The sequence below is a fragment of the Paenibacillus sedimenti genome, assembly GCF_014534655.1.
In the GTDB taxonomy this organism is placed as follows: Bacteria; Bacillota; Bacilli; order Paenibacillales; family NBRC-103111; genus Paenibacillus_E; species Paenibacillus_E sedimenti.
Map to the genome: position 1 here is coordinate 433,325 of NZ_JACVVD010000002.1, position 16,096 is coordinate 449,420.

Annotated in this window: 13 protein-coding genes and 1 pseudogene; 10 read left to right on the forward strand and 4 right to left on the reverse strand. The window is 45.8% G+C overall.

Annotation, left to right across the window (positions count from 1 at the left end):
- The first annotated feature begins 11 nt into the window (after window positions 1–11).
- From ICC18_RS06615 to ICC18_RS06635, 6 genes and pseudogenes are all read left to right on the forward strand, one after another.
- Entirely contained in the window at window positions 12–1,847 is a 1,836-nt protein-coding gene (locus ICC18_RS06615; RefSeq protein WP_188173574.1) for a right-handed parallel beta-helix repeat-containing protein, read from the forward strand.
- A 716-nt stretch (window positions 1,848–2,563) separates the two neighbouring features.
- Window positions 2,564–2,905 (forward strand): annotated as a pseudogene (locus ICC18_RS33625) (glycosyltransferase); the annotation flags it as partial.
- Window positions 2,906–3,004: 99 nt separating this feature from the next.
- The gene (locus ICC18_RS33630) at window positions 3,005–4,381 is read left to right on the forward strand and encodes a sugar phosphate nucleotidyltransferase (protein ID WP_223192426.1); all 1,377 of its coding nucleotides are present in this window, start codon (window positions 3,005–3,007) and stop codon (window positions 4,379–4,381) included.
- Window positions 4,382–4,500: 119 nt separating this feature from the next.
- On the forward strand, window positions 4,501–5,250 hold the full coding sequence (locus tag ICC18_RS06625; RefSeq protein WP_188173576.1) for an SGNH/GDSL hydrolase family protein: 750 nt from the start codon (window positions 4,501–4,503) through the stop codon (window positions 5,248–5,250).
- 9 nt (window positions 5,251–5,259) lie between these two features.
- Window positions 5,260–5,784: a VanZ family protein gene (locus tag ICC18_RS06630; RefSeq protein WP_188173577.1), complete on the forward strand. Its 525-nt coding sequence runs from the start codon at window positions 5,260–5,262 to the stop codon at window positions 5,782–5,784.
- Window positions 5,785–5,880: 96 nt separating this feature from the next.
- A complete protein-coding gene (locus tag ICC18_RS06635; RefSeq protein ID WP_188173578.1) occupies window positions 5,881–6,096 on the forward strand; it encodes a hypothetical protein in 216 nt (71 codons plus the stop codon).
- A 94-nt stretch (window positions 6,097–6,190) separates the two neighbouring features.
- On the opposite strand, the gene ICC18_RS06640 is transcribed toward ICC18_RS06635, so the two are convergent.
- Together ICC18_RS06640 and ICC18_RS06645 are read right to left on the reverse strand one after the other, a co-directional pair.
- Complete coding sequence (locus ICC18_RS06640; RefSeq protein ID WP_188173579.1) at window positions 6,191–7,849, reverse strand: right-handed parallel beta-helix repeat-containing protein; 1,659 nt, start codon at window positions 7,847–7,849, stop codon at window positions 6,191–6,193.
- Window positions 7,850–8,092: 243 nt separating this feature from the next.
- Window positions 8,093–8,521, reverse strand: a complete 429-nt coding sequence (locus ICC18_RS06645) for a DUF2621 domain-containing protein (RefSeq protein WP_188173580.1) — start codon at window positions 8,519–8,521, stop codon at window positions 8,093–8,095.
- 119 nt (window positions 8,522–8,640) lie between these two features.
- Between ICC18_RS06645 and ICC18_RS06650 the strand changes: the two genes are divergently transcribed.
- Entirely contained in the window at window positions 8,641–9,765 is a 1,125-nt protein-coding gene (locus ICC18_RS06650; protein WP_188173581.1) for a deoxyribonuclease IV, read from the forward strand.
- A 32-nt stretch (window positions 9,766–9,797) separates the two neighbouring features.
- Window positions 9,798–10,673 (forward strand): formyltetrahydrofolate deformylase, encoded by an 876-nt coding sequence (purU, locus tag ICC18_RS06655; protein WP_312029495.1) that lies wholly within the window; start codon window positions 9,798–9,800, stop codon window positions 10,671–10,673.
- A 77-nt stretch (window positions 10,674–10,750) separates the two neighbouring features.
- Here the strand turns inward: purU and ICC18_RS06660 are convergent, their stop codons facing one another.
- Window positions 10,751–11,986, reverse strand: a complete 1,236-nt coding sequence (locus tag ICC18_RS06660; protein WP_188173582.1) for a DUF1501 domain-containing protein — start codon at window positions 11,984–11,986, stop codon at window positions 10,751–10,753.
- 16 nt (window positions 11,987–12,002) lie between these two features.
- On the reverse strand, window positions 12,003–13,307 hold the full coding sequence (locus ICC18_RS06665; RefSeq protein WP_188173583.1) for a DUF1800 domain-containing protein: 1,305 nt from the start codon (window positions 13,305–13,307) through the stop codon (window positions 12,003–12,005).
- A 263-nt stretch (window positions 13,308–13,570) separates the two neighbouring features.
- Between ICC18_RS06665 and tkt the strand changes: the two genes are divergently transcribed.
- Both tkt and ppnP read left to right on the forward strand, forming a co-directional pair.
- Window positions 13,571–15,592, forward strand: a complete 2,022-nt coding sequence (gene tkt / locus ICC18_RS06670; RefSeq protein WP_188173584.1) for a transketolase — start codon at window positions 13,571–13,573, stop codon at window positions 15,590–15,592.
- Window positions 15,593–15,681: 89 nt separating this feature from the next.
- Window positions 15,682–15,999 carry a pyrimidine/purine nucleoside phosphorylase gene (gene ppnP / locus ICC18_RS06675; RefSeq protein ID WP_188173585.1) on the forward strand — a complete coding sequence of 106 codons (318 nt, stop codon included), beginning with the start codon at window positions 15,682–15,684 and terminating at the stop codon, window positions 15,997–15,999.
- Window positions 16,000–16,096 lie beyond the last annotated feature (97 nt).

Consider the following 16,096-nt stretch of genomic DNA (forward strand, 5'->3'; position numbering starts at 1 on the left):
GATAGCCCAATATGAAAGGCAAGCTCAGCAGTTCTATTCTTTTACCTATCCTACTGATCGTACTTCCCGGATGCAGCAGCAGTTTCCAATCCGGCGACAGTGCGCGCGTTTTCTATGTGTCAGTGGATGGGAACGACAACAATAAAGGAACTTTGTCCAAACCGTTCAAGACCATTGAGAAAGCGCAAGAAAAAGTACGGAAGGTAAACGGAGATATGAAGTCTGATGTTATTGTCTATCTGCGGCAAGGTACCTATACCCTTACAAAACCTCTGGAGTTTGGCGCCAAAGATTCAGGCACTAATGGCCATTCCGTCATATATAAAGCCTACCAGAACGAGAAAGTAACGATCAGCGGAGGTAAACCAGTTACAGGCTGGAGTCTTCATGATCCGGCGGCAAACATCTATAAGGCACACGTTGGCGACCTCAAGTCGCGACAGCTATTTGTTAATGGAAAAAGAGCAAAAAGGGCATCCAGCGATTCAGGGTTGCCTGATGTTGCCAAGTTGAGCGACGGCTTCTCAACGAGTGCTGTCAAACTGGCCGAGTGGAAAAATATAAAAAATATGGAACTGGTCTTCTTGGATGTATGGACAAATTCAAGAGGACTAATCGAGTCGATTGAAACGGTTGACGGAAAAGCAAAAATCAAAATGCAGCAACCTGGCTGGTCGCACTTAACGAACAAAGGCTTGCCACAATTAGGCTTGCCTTGGTACTTAGAGAATGCATATGAGCTGATCAATGAAGACGGCGAATGGTATTTGGATCAATCCAGCGGTGACTTGTATTATAAACCGCTTGCTAATGAAAATATGACAAAAGCAGATACGATCGTTCCAGTAGTGGAGACACTGGTTAGCTTGAAAGGAACCAGTGCGGATGAGATTGTACATCATATCGGCTTTGATGGGCTTACTTTCGCTTATACCACGTGGTATCAACCCAGCTTGATCGGTCATTCAGATGCTCAAGCCAATGTGACTAAAGAGAAAGTGGAAGGTCTGAAATATCATAAAGAAATGTTGATAGAAGCCAGTTTCGAGGCACAAATGGTCCAAAACATTATCATCGAAGACTGCAGGTTTGAAAAATTGGGCGGAGCCGGCTTGAATCTGACCGAGGGAAGCCAAAACGTTCGCATCAAAGGGAATGTTTTCACTGACATTTCGGGAAGCGGTATTCAAGTCGGTGAACCGGATCGAAATAACCGGGATAATTATAACCCGGAAGACCCGCGCAAGATCATAAAAAACATCGAAGTATCGAACAACTATATACGCTCGATCGGTATTGATTACCGTTCATCCATCGGAATTTATGGCACCTATACCCAGAATATGGTGATTCGGAACAATGAACTGATCGATCTTCCTTATTCTGCGATTTCACTCGGCTGGGGATGGGGAAGCCTCGACCCCACGTATAGCAAAGAGAATAAGATCGAAAATAATTATATCCATGATGTGATGAAAAAGCTATATGACGGCGGCTCGATCTATACGCAGGGAGCTCAACCGGATTCAACCATTAAAGGCAATTACATTGATAAACAGGTGCATAAAGGCGGTTCCATTTATCCGGACGAAGGAAGCGCGTATTTTACTATTTCTGATAACGTAATAATGAATGTGCCCAGTTGGCTGCAAATATGGGCGAAATCAACTCATGATAATAAGGTAACCAATAACTATTCGAATTCAAAAAATTTAACGAATACAGGCACCAATAATATTTTGGATAAAAATCAATTCATAGCGTCCGTCGAAGAGAATGAAAATGCTATGAAAATTAAAAATCAAGCAGGATTGGAATTCACGTATCAGCACTTAAGAATGAAGTGAAAAGCGAAGATGGCGTCACTGAAAGCGGATGAAAGGAGGCGGTTATTATAACGATCACCATGGCTTACTACATATCCGATTACGGGTTTGGCCATGCTTCGCGAAGTATTGCAATCATTCGAAAATGGTTGGAGCGGTTTCCCGATTCCCGAATCGTAATCTGCACCTCTTATTCACTGTCATTTCTGAAGCAGTCGCTATCAGGCTTTCCCAATGTTCAGTTCCGGCATGTCTTGAATGATTTTGGATACATTTTGTATCACGATTCATTGGAACCTGACGTGAACCAAATGAACCAAGCATACGATGAATTTGTGAAGCGTGCGCCGGAATGTATAGCTGCTGAAACAATTTTTCTACGAGAAGCCGGGATTGATCTGGTTGTAACCGATATTTCACCGTTGCCTTTTTTCAGCGCAGATCATTTGGGCATACCGAGTATCGGGATATCGAACTTTACCTGGTATACAGCCTATCGCAATATACTTCCTGCGGACAAATTGATGTTCCTGCAGCAGGCCTATCACAAAATGGACCATTTCTTCGAGCTGGCCGGCAGTAATGAACCGAGATGGGGGCGGCGAAGCAAGCGGTCTTTCGGATTCTTCTGCAGAGAAGTCGATTCAGCCGAATTGGCGAATATCACGGCTGCAGTCAAGCAAGCTGTAAAAGCGCTCGTTTATGTGGGATTCGGGATGAAAGTCAATCTGGAATCCATGCATTCCTGGAAGCTATGGGATAACGAGAACGTATCCTTTGTTGTCTCAGGCAGTCATCCGGTCGAGCACCCTAACGTTACCGTCATCCCTTCGGGTTACATTGAAACCCAACATTATATCGCGGCGGCTGACTTGATCATCACCAAAGCAGGTTGGTCTACGGCCGGGGAAGCTGTAATGAACAATAAGCCGCTCCTGATCGTTGAAAGAAATGTGCTTGAGGAAGACAAAAACACCTCGAAATATTTGATCGATCATCTGCATGGGGAATTAATTCAATGGGACCGGCTGGCTGACTTAAACTTGGATCCCGATACGATCTCTGATATGAAAAATAAGTTTCCAAGACAGAACAGGCATGAAGAAACGGTTGAGAGCATTATTGATTCTATCAAAGAAATTATAGATACAAAAAAAACGGAGAAGGAAGTGGGTAACATGAAATTAGTGTTATTATCAGGAGGCTCAGGGAAACGTCTCTGGCCGTTATCGAATGATTCGCGATCCAAACAATTTTTGAAAGTGCTTCGCAACGAGGCCGGTGATCTTGAATCGATGGTTCAGCGGGTTTGGGGGCAGGTCGATAAAATCGGTTTGTCCGGATCTGCGTACGTGGCTACAGGCAAGGGACAGCTGGATATGATTTATAGTCAATTAGGAGCGGATGCGCCGATTATTATCGAACCGGAACGCAGAGACACATTTCCGGCGATTGCTCTTGCGGCAACCTATCTCTACTCAATCGTTGGTGTGAGTCTGGGTGAAGTAGTTACGGTACTCCCAGTAGATCCTTACGTTGAAGATGACTTCTTCGTTCGATTGAAAGATTTAGAGCAAGCTGTACATGACTCATCGGCCGATATCGCACTGATTGGTGTGAAACCAACTTACCCATCTGAGAAGTACGGATACATTGTTCCGGCAGAACCGATTGGTGAAGCGGCCAATGTGGAGTATCAACGAGTAAGCAATTTCAGAGAGAAACCTCGCGAAGACCAAGCGAAACTGCTCATTGAGCAAGGTGCGCTATGGAATTGCGGGGTTTTTGCTTTTAAGCTGGATTATGTAATGAATCTTCTTATCGAGAAGGGATTGCCGATTCATTATGACGAATTGGCGAAGCAGTATCACAAGCTTGCTAAAATCAGCTTCGACTACGAAGTTGTAGAGAAAGCAGAGCGCATTTTCGTACTTCCTTACGATGGATACTGGAAGGATTTGGGTACTTGGAACACCCTGACTGAAGAAGTGAGCTACAATTTGATGGGCAAAGGCATCATTAGCGACGATTCCCATAATACGCATGTGCTTAATGAGCTGGAAATTCCGGTAACCGTAATCGGATTATCGAACATTGTTGTAGCGACCAGTGCGGACGGAATTCTCGTTGCCGAGAAATCATCGAGTCCAAGAATTAAAGACATCATGAAAAATTCCGATCAGCGTCCGATGTACGAGGAGCGAAGATGGGGTTGGTACCGGGTACTAGACTACGGAACTTTGAAAGACGGCAGTCAGGTGCTGACGAAGAAAATATTCATAAACGCAGGTAAAAACTCAAGCTACCAGCTTCACCACAAACGCAGCGAAGCCTGGACGATCATCGCCGGAGAGGGCGAGCTTATGCTCAATGATAAACTCATTGAAGTCAAGGCCGGCGATGTGATCCAGATTCCGATTAGAGCACGTCATGCGATCCGGGCGGTAACAGATCTGGAGTTCATCGAGGTTCAAACCGGGACTGAGCTGATCGAAGAAGACAATATCCGGCTTTACGCCGAGTGGGAAGAAATCGCCCTTCTTGCCGTCAGGTAGCTGCATAAAAGGATCTGTAGATGAGTTGTTGTACTCGTCTGCAGATCTTGTTTTCGTTTGCGGCGATACGGACGGGCATAGATGGTGGATAGGGTGGATGTATGAGCAAGGAGGAGTTTGTGATCAAACTGAAAGCAGCAGGACTATTGTTTATTGTGGCCGCGTCTATATTTTTGGGGGGCAATTGGTATTATCAGTCCAATCAGCCGAAAGAAGCGGTGAGTGGGCCGGCATTGTCCATTGTCGATATCATTCGTGATATTCATGTATTCAAGGGCAGCGTTAAGATTTCAACGATCGGGAGTAGCGTTACGGCCGGCGCAGGAGTTAGCCATGTCGACAAAAGCTGGAGCTCGATGCTGCGGGATGACTTGACGAAATTGGACGGCAGAATGAAAATTACGCTGACCAACAATGGGTACAGCGGCTACAGTACGGAGCAAGTTAAGAACAAAGTAGGGGCGGTCATCACTCAAAAACCGGATGTCGTAATCTTCGAGACGTGTCTGATTAACGACTTCGGACAAGCGCTGCCGATCGAAAAGACACTTGGCAATATATCGACTATTGTCGAAACTTTCCGTAAGGAATTGCCCGATGTCATCATCATTGTCATGACGCCAAATCCAAGAGTAGATGTAGGTCCCAATTCGCAAGGGCTCGATTTTGAGGATTACGTGAAGAAGACGCGTGAGTTTGTAACCGAAAAGGGTTGGCTGTTTATCGACATTTATGAAGGATTTAAAGCTCACAATGCCGACTTGAAAGTGGTGCTGAACAAGGATGGCGTACATCCGACCGAGGCCGGTTATAAGATGTGGTTTGAAATCATGAAGGATGAGTTTACAAAAAAGACTATAATAAAGTAGGTAGATCGCATGAGAGCAAATACTAGGAAGTCCAAAGGGAAAATATACTTGATCGCAGCGCTCATTATGACATGGATGGGGACGATTTATGTATTCTCGTCTCAGTCCTATGATCAACAAAACTTAAGGCCATGGCTAAAAAGCCGAATACCTAAAGAGTGGACTCATTATTTTAAGGATGTTAAATTTACATACGAGGGCACGATGATCAATGTAAGGCAAAACGGGGTATCGGAACTTGTTGAGTTTGTAATCAGAAAGCTGGCGCATGTCGTAGAATACGCCTTTTTTGGGCTCTTGGTTTACTTGCTTCTCAATTTACTTTTGAAAAAACGCCCGTTCTTAGTGTTTATGATTACTATGAGCCTATGCCTGATTTTTGCCGCGGCGGATGAATATCACCAGCGCTTCGTGTTTAGCAGAACTCCAAAAATGGGAGATATTATAATAGATGGTGTGGGTGTGGTAATTGGCGCGTCATTAGCAGCTGCTATTGTAGCAATTCGTAGAAGAATTCGAGCAAATAAGGAATAACCCCTTGATTTGTTACATATTGTAACATATAATGTTTAATGTATACATTATGTAACAATGTGCGACATTACGCAACGAAAACAAGGGGGAATAGATGTGGATGCTTTTGAAACAGTATATTGTGTGGGGTGTAATTCAATTGTAAGTAAATTCCACGCCGAATGCGTATTTAAAACAGGTTATTATAAAGTAAAAATTCCGCTGGCTCACTGTAAGTCATGCGCTCATAAGGATTGTCAGAAAGAAAATATTCTGATGGACTCACCGACCGGCTATATGAATTATAGGGTTGATCTGCCGCTTTTGGCGTAAGATCAACTTAAATAATCCCCAGAAATGGAAGCGCTATCATTTCTGGGGAGAGCTTGCTTCCAAACATGTACATTTGGAACAGCTCTGAGTTTGATTATTTAAACAGGATCATGCCGTCAAATTGAACGTCAAAATGGATCAAAGCGCCGTCAGGCGCATTCAGTTTACTTTGAACCTGAAGATGTTTTCCGTTCATACGCGGGGATAATATCTCTATGTTACCGTATTGCTCACCGCCAAGCTTTGAAGAGGTTAAGACAGATCCATTCCAAATGATCTTGTACATCTGACTTGTATGCACCATATTATGCTTCGTAACAACTGACAAGATCCCATCTGCGGAAGAACCTAATGAGAATGTATTCAATAATGGTGTATAACCTGAACTGATTTTGGCCTGCATACTAGTCCCACTATCTCTAATGTTGACCGGTACTGTGAAGGAGCTGCCGTAACCGATATCTCCGGTTTTATTACCCTGGAACGAATTGCCGGAGATCATCCAGCTGTTTCCCGACGAATACATATAAAGTCCGAATCCGCCGTTGTTCCTCGTCGTATTACTCGTCAAACGCAGGTTGTCCTGTTTGCCCCCGACGAGAATTCCATGCCCTGTATTATTTGTTACGATATTCTCCGATACGACCAGATTCGCTGTCCCTTGAGCAACAATTTTCATGCCTCCACCAGTGTTATTGCTAACCGTATTGCCGGTAATCACTGTATTGCTCGCTGAATTGTTAGGGTCGATTTCCAAATGAATACCGTAATCCGTGGCGTTATATATAGAGTTTCCGGAAATTGTTATGTAATCACCATCAAGTACAAAAATACCTGAATTAAGTCCGTTATCGGGGTTGCTCTTCACACCGTTGATAACGTTGCCGACGATCGATATGTTTTTGGCATTATCTTCAATGTGAATCCCCTCATAGCGTACGTTTTCAATGGTATTGCCGATTATTGTTACATCCGTGGCGCCTGCAATACCGATTCCAAAACCGCTCGACAAGCCGCTTCCGTACTCGGGAGGCACCGAAATGTGGTTGTTCGCGATCACGATGTTGCTGGCCTTCACCGTTTCAGGTCCGCCGGGATGGTTGATTTCGATCGCATCAGCGTAAATACCCGCGAAATTGTTCTCGACAATCCGCAAATCCTTTAAATTATTGGCATTGCGGTTAGTCAAAACCCCATATCCGACCTCTTTAAATTCATTGTTGGCTACGATCACCTGACTAATATCAGCGGCATTGATATTGACCGCCTGCGCTCTGGAACCGGTGAATGTATTGCTGCGGATTTCGATGTTTGATGATCCGTTAGCGATATCGATCATCATGCTGTCCGACATGCTTAAATTTTCCAGCCAAAGGCCTTCTATTGTAATATTGTTTTGTCTTGCCATGATCATTAGTACGGTATAGCCGAGTCCGCCGTCTGTCTTCGATATTTTGGCTGAATATCCGACAAGGTTCGTATTATTGTAGATATACAGGTTTCTTGTCGTTTTATAAGTTCCTTTTGGAAAGAAGACCGTTCCGCCGCCGGCATTTTTGGCTTGATCGAGCGCCTTCTGAATGGCTAGGCTGTCATCTGCAATGCCGTTGCCGATTGCTCCGTACTTGGCATCCATCACATTATACATCGATTTTATTTCTTCCACTGTCGCCGGTATCGCTGCGATCGACGCATGAGGACACAGGCACCACAAAAGCCCTAGACATAATAACTGACTAACAATTCGTTTCACAATCATTCTCCTTTAAGCGAGTACTTGTTAGAACCAATATAAGTGCATGGCCTCCTTCATATTATTGCAAAATTTGAGGGAAATATCGGAAATCCAACAATATCACCTATGAAATCCTCTATTTTAGCTTAACAGATTTTGCTAGATAATGGAATGAATTGTCGGACCTATATAGACGGTTATGATACAAAAAAAGCCGCTCCATATAGTCCATTGGACTCGTCTGGAACAGCTGTCATTTCATCAATTTAATAGATGCTTGTATGCGCTGTAATCGATCTGATGCTTATCCAGGAAATTGGTCAAGCTCCTGTAATCCCTACGAGGTGTTGCCAGAATGTAACCTTTGATGCAGTGTTCCCGTGTCACTTCGGTAGCCGACTCCTCCAATGCAACTTCACCGATCTTAGCGGCGATGGAATGCTTGGCGATATCACGAAATGCTGCTGGCACAGGGGAAACAAGCTGATCGAGAAATGCTTTCGAATCATCGGTCCATAAGTGACGAGAAGACTCGACATAGTGGTTCTGCCAGTCAAGCTTTGACTTACCGTCTTCTTTTGGCAGCACCTTGAGAAATTTGCGGAACATAAAATAACCGCCTACCGACATGAAAAACAGCAGGACGAACACCCAAAAAATGATAAACCACATGAAAGCGGAATTGCTCATTGTTAATTTCACCTCTATAACGATCATTACCAAATTAAATTATATCTCATTTCTAGATTTCTTGCGACTTTCTTAGTAAAATAGACAAAGAACTGATCAAATGTAAAGGAGCTAGAAACATGCCGAAAATTGGATCGCACGTTTCGTTCTCGGATAAAGGGCTGTTGAATGCAGCCGAGGAAGCCGTTTCCTACGGTTCTTCCACATTTATGATTTACACGGGCGCACCGCAAAATACCCGGCGCAAGCCGATTGAGTCCCAATACATCGAAGAGGGCAAGACATTGATGGACAAGCATGGAATTGACGAGATAATCGTACATGCTCCTTATATCATTAATCTGGGATCTTACAAAGAGGATACTTTTGAGCTTGCTGTGAATTTCCTTCAAGAAGAAATCCGCCGTACCGATTATCTTGGAGTGCGCAATATCGTTCTTCACCCTGGCGCATACACGGACAAGGATGCTGAATACGGGGTGAACCGCATTGCGGAAGGGCTCAATGAAGTTCTAGCAGGGACGAAAGATACGAAAGTGAACATTGCACTGGAGACCATGGCAGGCAAAGGCTCGGAAGTGGGCAGAAGCTTCGAGGAGATTGCCGCTATTATCGAGAAAGTAGAAGATAACGGCAGATTGACCGTATGTCTGGATACTTGCCACGTACACGATGCCGGTTACGACATCATTAATGATCTCGACGGTGTTTTGGATCATTTTGATCGCGTAGTAGGTTTAGATCGCATTGCGGTTATCCACCTGAACGACAGTAAAAATCCGCGGGGAGCCTCTAAGGACCGCCATGCCCCTGTAGGTTCCGGTTGGATCGGTTATGAAGCCATGAACAATGTCGTTCATCACGACAAGCTTAAACATTTGCCGATGATCCTGGAGACGCCTTGGATTGGCAAGGAAGATAAAACGCAGCGTCCGATGTACGAAGCGGAGATTGCACTGCTCTCCCGTAATTTGAACGGGCGTTTCGGCGATGATTTTCTTGATCATGTTGAGCGCATCGATCATTTGCTCACAAAGAAAGACATTCATCACCGCGACTTTATTTTAAATACATGGGATCTGCTGAAAACGGACGCCAAAGCCAAGAAAACGGACGGCAGAGAGCCGATGGAACGATTATATGATTTGCTTCACGAAGAGCGGTTATTCCCAGATCTTAGCGAGGAACAAATCAATCAAAGGCTGACTGTTTGGCTGGCCGGTAAAAACGCCTTGAAGAAGTAACAAGTTCGGATAGATAACGGGGGATTATAGAAGTGGAAAAAGTAGAACGAACAACAAGTAATCGCGCCAGAATGCTTATTTCTTGCCCGGATCAACCAGGCATCGTGGCTGCAGTATCACAATTTTTATTTGAACATGGTGCGAACATTGTACAATCCGATCAATATACGATGGATCCTGAAGGCGGATTGTTCTTCATCCGCATCGAGTTCGATCTGCCGGATATCGAGGAAAATATTGAACGTTTTCAGCGTGATTTTACACACGTAGCGAATAAGTTCCAAATGGATTGGAAACTGAATTTAACCAGCAGAAAGAAACGTATCTCCATATTTGTCTCAAAAGAGGACCATTGCCTCTTGGAACTGTTATGGCATTGGCGCTCCGGAGACTTGGATGTTGAGATCGCGTCGGTCATTAGTAACCATCCGGACACGCAACCACTTGTGGATTCGTTCGGAATTCCGTTTTATCATGTCCCGGTTACCGCTGATACCAAACAGGAAGCTGAAGAGAAGCAGTTGTCCATACTTGGAGACAATGTGGATGTTATCATCCTGGCCAGGTACATGCAGATCATATCGCCGTCTTTCATTCAGCATTATGCAGACAGAATCATTAACATCCACCATTCGTTCCTTCCGGCGTTTATCGGAGGAAAACCGTACGATAGAGCGCATAACCGCGGCGTTAAAATCATCGGAGCCACTGCGCACTATGTCACTGAAGAGCTCGATGGCGGACCGATAATCGAACAGGACGTACAGCGCGTAAGCCACAGGGATAACGTGGAAGATTTGAAACGAATCGGACGGCAAATTGAACGCAGCGTGTTGGCCAAAGCAGTTGCATGGCACGTAGAAGACCGCATTATTGTTCATAATAACAAAACTGTCGTTTTCTCATAGGAGTGAAAAAAGAGGCTGAACCCGGATATATGATCCGGGCTCAGCCTTTTTTGCTGTTTATATGGCTGCAGGCAGGGTTAAATGAAAGGGATTTTTTCGTAAGATTTGAAAAGAGTCCCCTGCGCATCCCCCTTAAGCCATGAATCTATTAGCGTATAGTAGATAGAGCGGAAATCTACGGAATACTTCAAATCGCCGTTATCCAGCTTGCTTAAACTCGGATATGCGCCGTACAAGCCGCCTTTGACGTTGCCGCCAAGGACGAAAACGGGTGCTGCCGTTCCGTGATCCGTACCTCCGCTGCTATTTTCCCTTAAACGACGGCCGAACTCTGAGAAAACCATGACGACGACATTGTTATTCATCTGTTGAGCCTGCAAATCTTTGTAGAAAGCGCTCAAAGAGCCGTCAAGATCGCTAAGCGTCCTATTATGCTGCTGCCATTCGTTCGCGTGATCGTCGAACCCGCCAAGCTCGGCATAGTAAACGCGTGTACCGGATTTGCCGGAGATCAGTTTGGCGATCAGCTGCATACGGCTGGCGAATTTAGAGTCAGGGTACGTGACTTGCGGCTGATATTTACTGGCCATGGACTCGATAGCCTCGGCGTAAATAAAGGCGCTTTTGCCTCTTTGGGCTGCGACGCGGAGAAATTCCGGCTTCACCGGTGCATTGTATATGTCCTTCAATATTTGTGTTAGCTTGCCGTTATCATCGGAGGCTTGCTTGGGATTGAACACTCGGAATTGCCCTAACGATTGAATGACCGGAACATCGTAGCGTTGTGTATACAAAGCTTTGTTCGCCTTATCTCCAATTTGTATGGCCGGAAGCGGGGTGGATAATTTCGACAGATCTACGTAACGGCCTAACCATCCGCTAATATATTGTTTTTCAGGTTCGGCAGTTTGCCAAATATCCATAGAACGAAAATGCGAACGATTCGGATTCGGGTAGCCTACGCCTTGGATAATAGCCATTTTTCCTTCTTTATACAAACGGTGCATTTCTTTCAGCTTGGGATGAAATCCGAGCTGATTGTCGATGGCGAGCACCTGGCTTTGCTTGTAGCCTAAGGTAGGACGAGCATCGTAATACTCGCCTGCTCCATATGGAATCAATGTATTCAAGCCGTCGTTTCCTCCGGAAAGCTGAACAACGACCAGTATCGGGTCTTTGACTGCCGGCTTGCTGACGGCTGACTCCGCAAACAAGAGCGAATCGGCATCCGTTCCGAAAACAGCACCGCCAAAACTCAGGGTTGCCAAAAGCCCTGTGCCTTTTTTTAAAAATTGTCTTCTCGTTAGTTTCATAAGCGGACCTCCTCTCTTATTTAAGCTGGGCTTCAGGGCACATGAGCAGCAGTTGTAGCAATTTGCGTTTGGCATCTACTTTCAAATTTGTAGGATCAGGGGCGGTGGCGGCATATGTAAGAAGTCCATTCAATGAAGCTTCGCTCAATTTGCCAATCCCCAGAAGTCGGCACCATTCTTTAATTATAGCCTCAGCCCCAATCGGTTTGTCCCAAGGGGCAAACCACTTGGTGACTCGTGAGGATGCGTATTCAGCAAACTGGAAGCGCGCTAAATAATAGTTCGTAGTCAACCACGAAGCATGTCCAGGCCATCCTGCTACATTGGGAGGAGCGTATAATTCTTGCCCCATTTCCTTAATGGCATATATAAAATGAATATCCAATGGTAGGGAAAGCGTTTTGATAATGGAGGTCATAAACTCGGGGGGGGATTTAACGAGAGACATAACCGTGGATTCTTGATAGAACTCATCGGACATCAAAAGCATTTTCATCGCTTCACCGATGGTTTTGGCTTGGCTTAGCTGAGATGCAAATTGCGATATCCAGGTTTCTGAAGGCTTCTCGACGGCAAAAGCTTGCAGCAGTTTGCGTGCAAGAAAGGTGTATAAAGCTTTTTGTTTGATCAGGATATCGATGATCTCGACCATCCCAAAGTTCCCTGTTTCTCCAAGAAAGGTTTTCGTTCCGCTATCAAATTGTTTGTCGTTGAAAACAACCTTATAGGTTTCCGTATTGTAGCTCCAACCGGTAAAAGCCCTCGCAGCCTCACGAACATCCTGCTCTGAATAATTGCCGATCCCCAGTGTGAATAATTCCATAAGTTCGCGAGAATAGTTTTCATTAGGGTTTCCTTTTTTGTTATAGCCCGCGTCGAGCCAGAGCATCATAGCAGGATCTTTGCTTACGGAAAGGAGGAGATCGCGAAAGGAACCGAGAGCATGATTGCGAAACATATCGATTTGCTTGAGCATGAGCGATACATTCTGTATTTTGTAGAAAGATGTAGCAAAGTGTCCGTGCCAAAATAAGGCCATCTTCTCAATCAGCGGAGCGCTCGAATTCATCATTCGATACAGCCAGTAAAGACTCTGGTCGTCCAGAAGTCCCGGTTTCAGAGTTCCTGAGCCCATTTTTAACTGCTCAATCGGGACGAGAGGCGCGGATTTTGCGGGAAGAAGAGGTCTTCCGGCAATAAGCTGATTGACTGTTTCTTCCATGCCATATGATAAACAAACGTCGATAATTTCACGATTTACGCTAAAAGCTGTCCGGTTTAATAAGTGAATGACTTCACGTTCCGTCCAAGCGGTTGACACGGTAGGCACCTCCTTGAAAAGCTGGTTTCATTAGCATATCTATGAAATTAGACGTGGGATGATACAAAATGTTTCGGGAATTTCAGAAGGAAATATAACTTTTACACGAACGATAGTTTCAATCAGCTTCATAGAAGATGAATTTAGCGGTTTAATGTGGCAAACCCTCAAAGCAAATGGTACAATAATGCAAGTTAGAAAAGTAACTTATATGTACAAATAGGCAACTGCCGAATACATAGAAATATAGGAGGGTATGTACAATGACAGCAACAAGCAAAACAATCGAACAGCTCGCGGTCGACACGATCCGCACATTAGGTATCGATGCCGTAGAGAAAGCAAAATCAGGCCATCCCGGTATGGTCATGGGTGCGGCGCCAATGGCTTATGTGCTATGGAAGCAGCATATGAAGCACAATCCTGCGAATCCGCAATGGATCAACCGCGACCGTTTCGTTCTTTCCGCCGGCCATGGTTCCATGCTGCTATACAGCTTGCTTCATCTGTGCGGTTATGACCTGCCGATGGAAGAAATCAAAAACTTCCGCCAATGGGGCAGCAAAACGCCGGGTCATCCGGAATACGGTCACACACCAGGCGTTGACGCAACAACAGGTCCACTTGGACAAGGTGTGGGTATGGCTGTTGGTATGGCTATGGCTGAGGCGCACCTCAGAGAGACTTATAACAAAGAGAACTTCCCTGTTATTGATCATTACACGTTTGCGATTTGCGGCGATGGCGATATGATGGAAGGCGTTTCTTCCGAGGCGGTTTCCCTGGCAGGTCACTTGAAGCTTGGCAAACTGATCATGCTTTATGATTCAAACGATATCTCGCTGGACGGCGAGCTGAATATGGCGTTCTCCGAGAATGTGCAGAAACGTTTCGAAGCTTACGGCTGGCAAGTACTGCGTGTAGAAGAGCAGAATGATTTGGCTGCTATTTCCAAAGCGATTGCTGAAGCGAAAGCTGATACAACGCGCCCGACATTGATCGAAGTAAAAACGACAATCGGTTTCGGCAGCCCGAACAAAGGCGGCAAAGGCGGACACGTTGGCCCTCACGGATCCCCGCTTGGCGGCGAGGAAGTGAAGCTGACAAAGCAAGCTTACGGCTGGCCGGAGGAGCCTGACTTCCTCGTGCCGGACGAAGTAAGAGCGCACTATAACGAAATCAAAGTTGCGGGTGCTGAGGCGGAGCAAGCTTGGAGCAATCTGATGGCTGACTATATCAAAGCTTATCCGGAGCTTGGCAAACAATTCAGCATGGCGGTGAGTAATGAGCTGCCTGCCGGCTGGGATTCGGAGCTGCCTAAGTACACCACAGCGGACAAGCCTCTTGCGACTCGTGCGGCTTCCGGTAATGCCATCAATGCCATCGCTTGCAAGCTGCCGCAGTTGATCGGCGGATCCGCTGACCTGGCAAGCTCGAACAATACGATGATTAAAGGCGAATCCAACTACAGCGCCAGCAATTATGCGGGTCGCAACTTGTGGTTCGGTGTGCGCGAGTTCGGTATGGGTACGGCGATGAACGGTATGGCTCTGCATGGCGGTATCAAAGTATACGGAGCAACTTTCTTCGTATTCTCTGATTACCTGCGTGCTTCCATCCGTTTGGCTGCCTTAATGAAGCTACCGGTTGTATACGTGCTGACGCATGACAGTATCGCTGTCGGCGAAGACGGCCCAACACACGAGCCGATTGAGCAGCTGCCTGCATTGCGTGTCATCCCGGGAATCACTGTTCTGCGTCCGGCTGATGCGAACGAAACTTCTGAAGCATGGCGCTATGCCCTGACTCAAAACGAGGGTCCTGTAGCGCTGGTGCTCACCCGTCAGAACCTCCCGATCCTCGAAGGTACGGTAGAAGGCGCGAAAACTAATCTTAGCAAAGGTGCTTACGTGGTATCCGATGCAGTGAGCGGCAAGCCGGATGCGCAAATCCTTGCAACGGGATCCGAAGTGCAGCTCGCTGTCGCGGCGCAAAAATTGTTGCAAGCAGAAGGCATTAACGTACGCGTTATCAGCATGCCGAGCTTAGAGCTGTTCGAGAAGCAGCCGCAAGCTTACAAAGATTCCGTCATCCTGCCGGAAGTGAAAAAGCGTCTTGCTGTCGAGATGGCTTACCCGCTTGGTTGGGAACGCTATGTTGGCGACCAAGGTTCTGTTCTTGGTATTTCCACATTCGGAGCATCCGCGCCTGGCGATCTCGTGCTGAAAGAGTATGGATTCTCGCCTGAGAATGTTGTTGCAAGAGTGAAAGCTCTGTTATCTTAAAAAAATGCGTACGCGGTGTGGGAAACGTCGTTATTGACTTCACGCCGCGTATTTCATGAGCAAGTCATTATGAGGGGGAAATACGAACGATGTCCAGCTTTGAAAATGTAACGGTGTTGACGAAAGCCAACGTATACTTCGACGGTAAAGTAACGAGCCGCACAGTGCAATTCGCAGATGGTACAAAAAAAACACTTGGCATTCTAATGCCCGGTGAGTATGAGTTCGGAACAGACGTGAAAGAAATTATGGAAATTCAGTCTGGGGAGCTGAACGTATTACTGCCAGGCAGCAGTGAGTGGATTTCTATCAACGAACAAGGTGAATTTACCGTTCCGGCGAACACGAAATTCAAGCTAGACGTAAAAACAGTGAGCGACTACATCTGCTCTTATATCAGCGAGTAACAGGTTCAAATCATTTTGACCTCCCTGGTCTCTAGTGGATAAATGCCACGAATGAGACTAGGGAGGTTCTTTGATTTTCCAAAATTTGGTTTACGTT

Coding starts and splice junctions, on each gene's coding strand:
- ICC18_RS06615 (WP_188173574.1), top strand. CDS start 12: ATGAAAGGCAAGCTCAGCAGTTCTATTCTTTTACCTATCCTACTGATC.
- ICC18_RS33630 (WP_223192426.1), top strand. CDS start 3,005: ATGAAATTAGTGTTATTATCAGGAGGCTCAGGGAAACGTCTCTGGCCG.
- ICC18_RS06630 (WP_188173577.1), top strand. CDS start 5,260: ATGAGAGCAAATACTAGGAAGTCCAAAGGGAAAATATACTTGATCGCA.
- ICC18_RS06645 (WP_188173580.1), bottom strand. CDS start 8,521: ATGAGCAATTCCGCTTTCATGTGGTTTATCATTTTTTGGGTGTTCGTC.
- ICC18_RS06650 (WP_188173581.1), top strand. CDS start 8,641: ATGCCGAAAATTGGATCGCACGTTTCGTTCTCGGATAAAGGGCTGTTG.
- ICC18_RS06660 (WP_188173582.1), bottom strand. CDS start 11,986: ATGAAACTAACGAGAAGACAATTTTTAAAAAAAGGCACAGGGCTTTTG.
- tkt (WP_188173584.1), top strand. CDS start 13,571: ATGACAGCAACAAGCAAAACAATCGAACAGCTCGCGGTCGACACGATC.
- ppnP (WP_188173585.1), top strand. CDS start 15,682: ATGTCCAGCTTTGAAAATGTAACGGTGTTGACGAAAGCCAACGTATAC.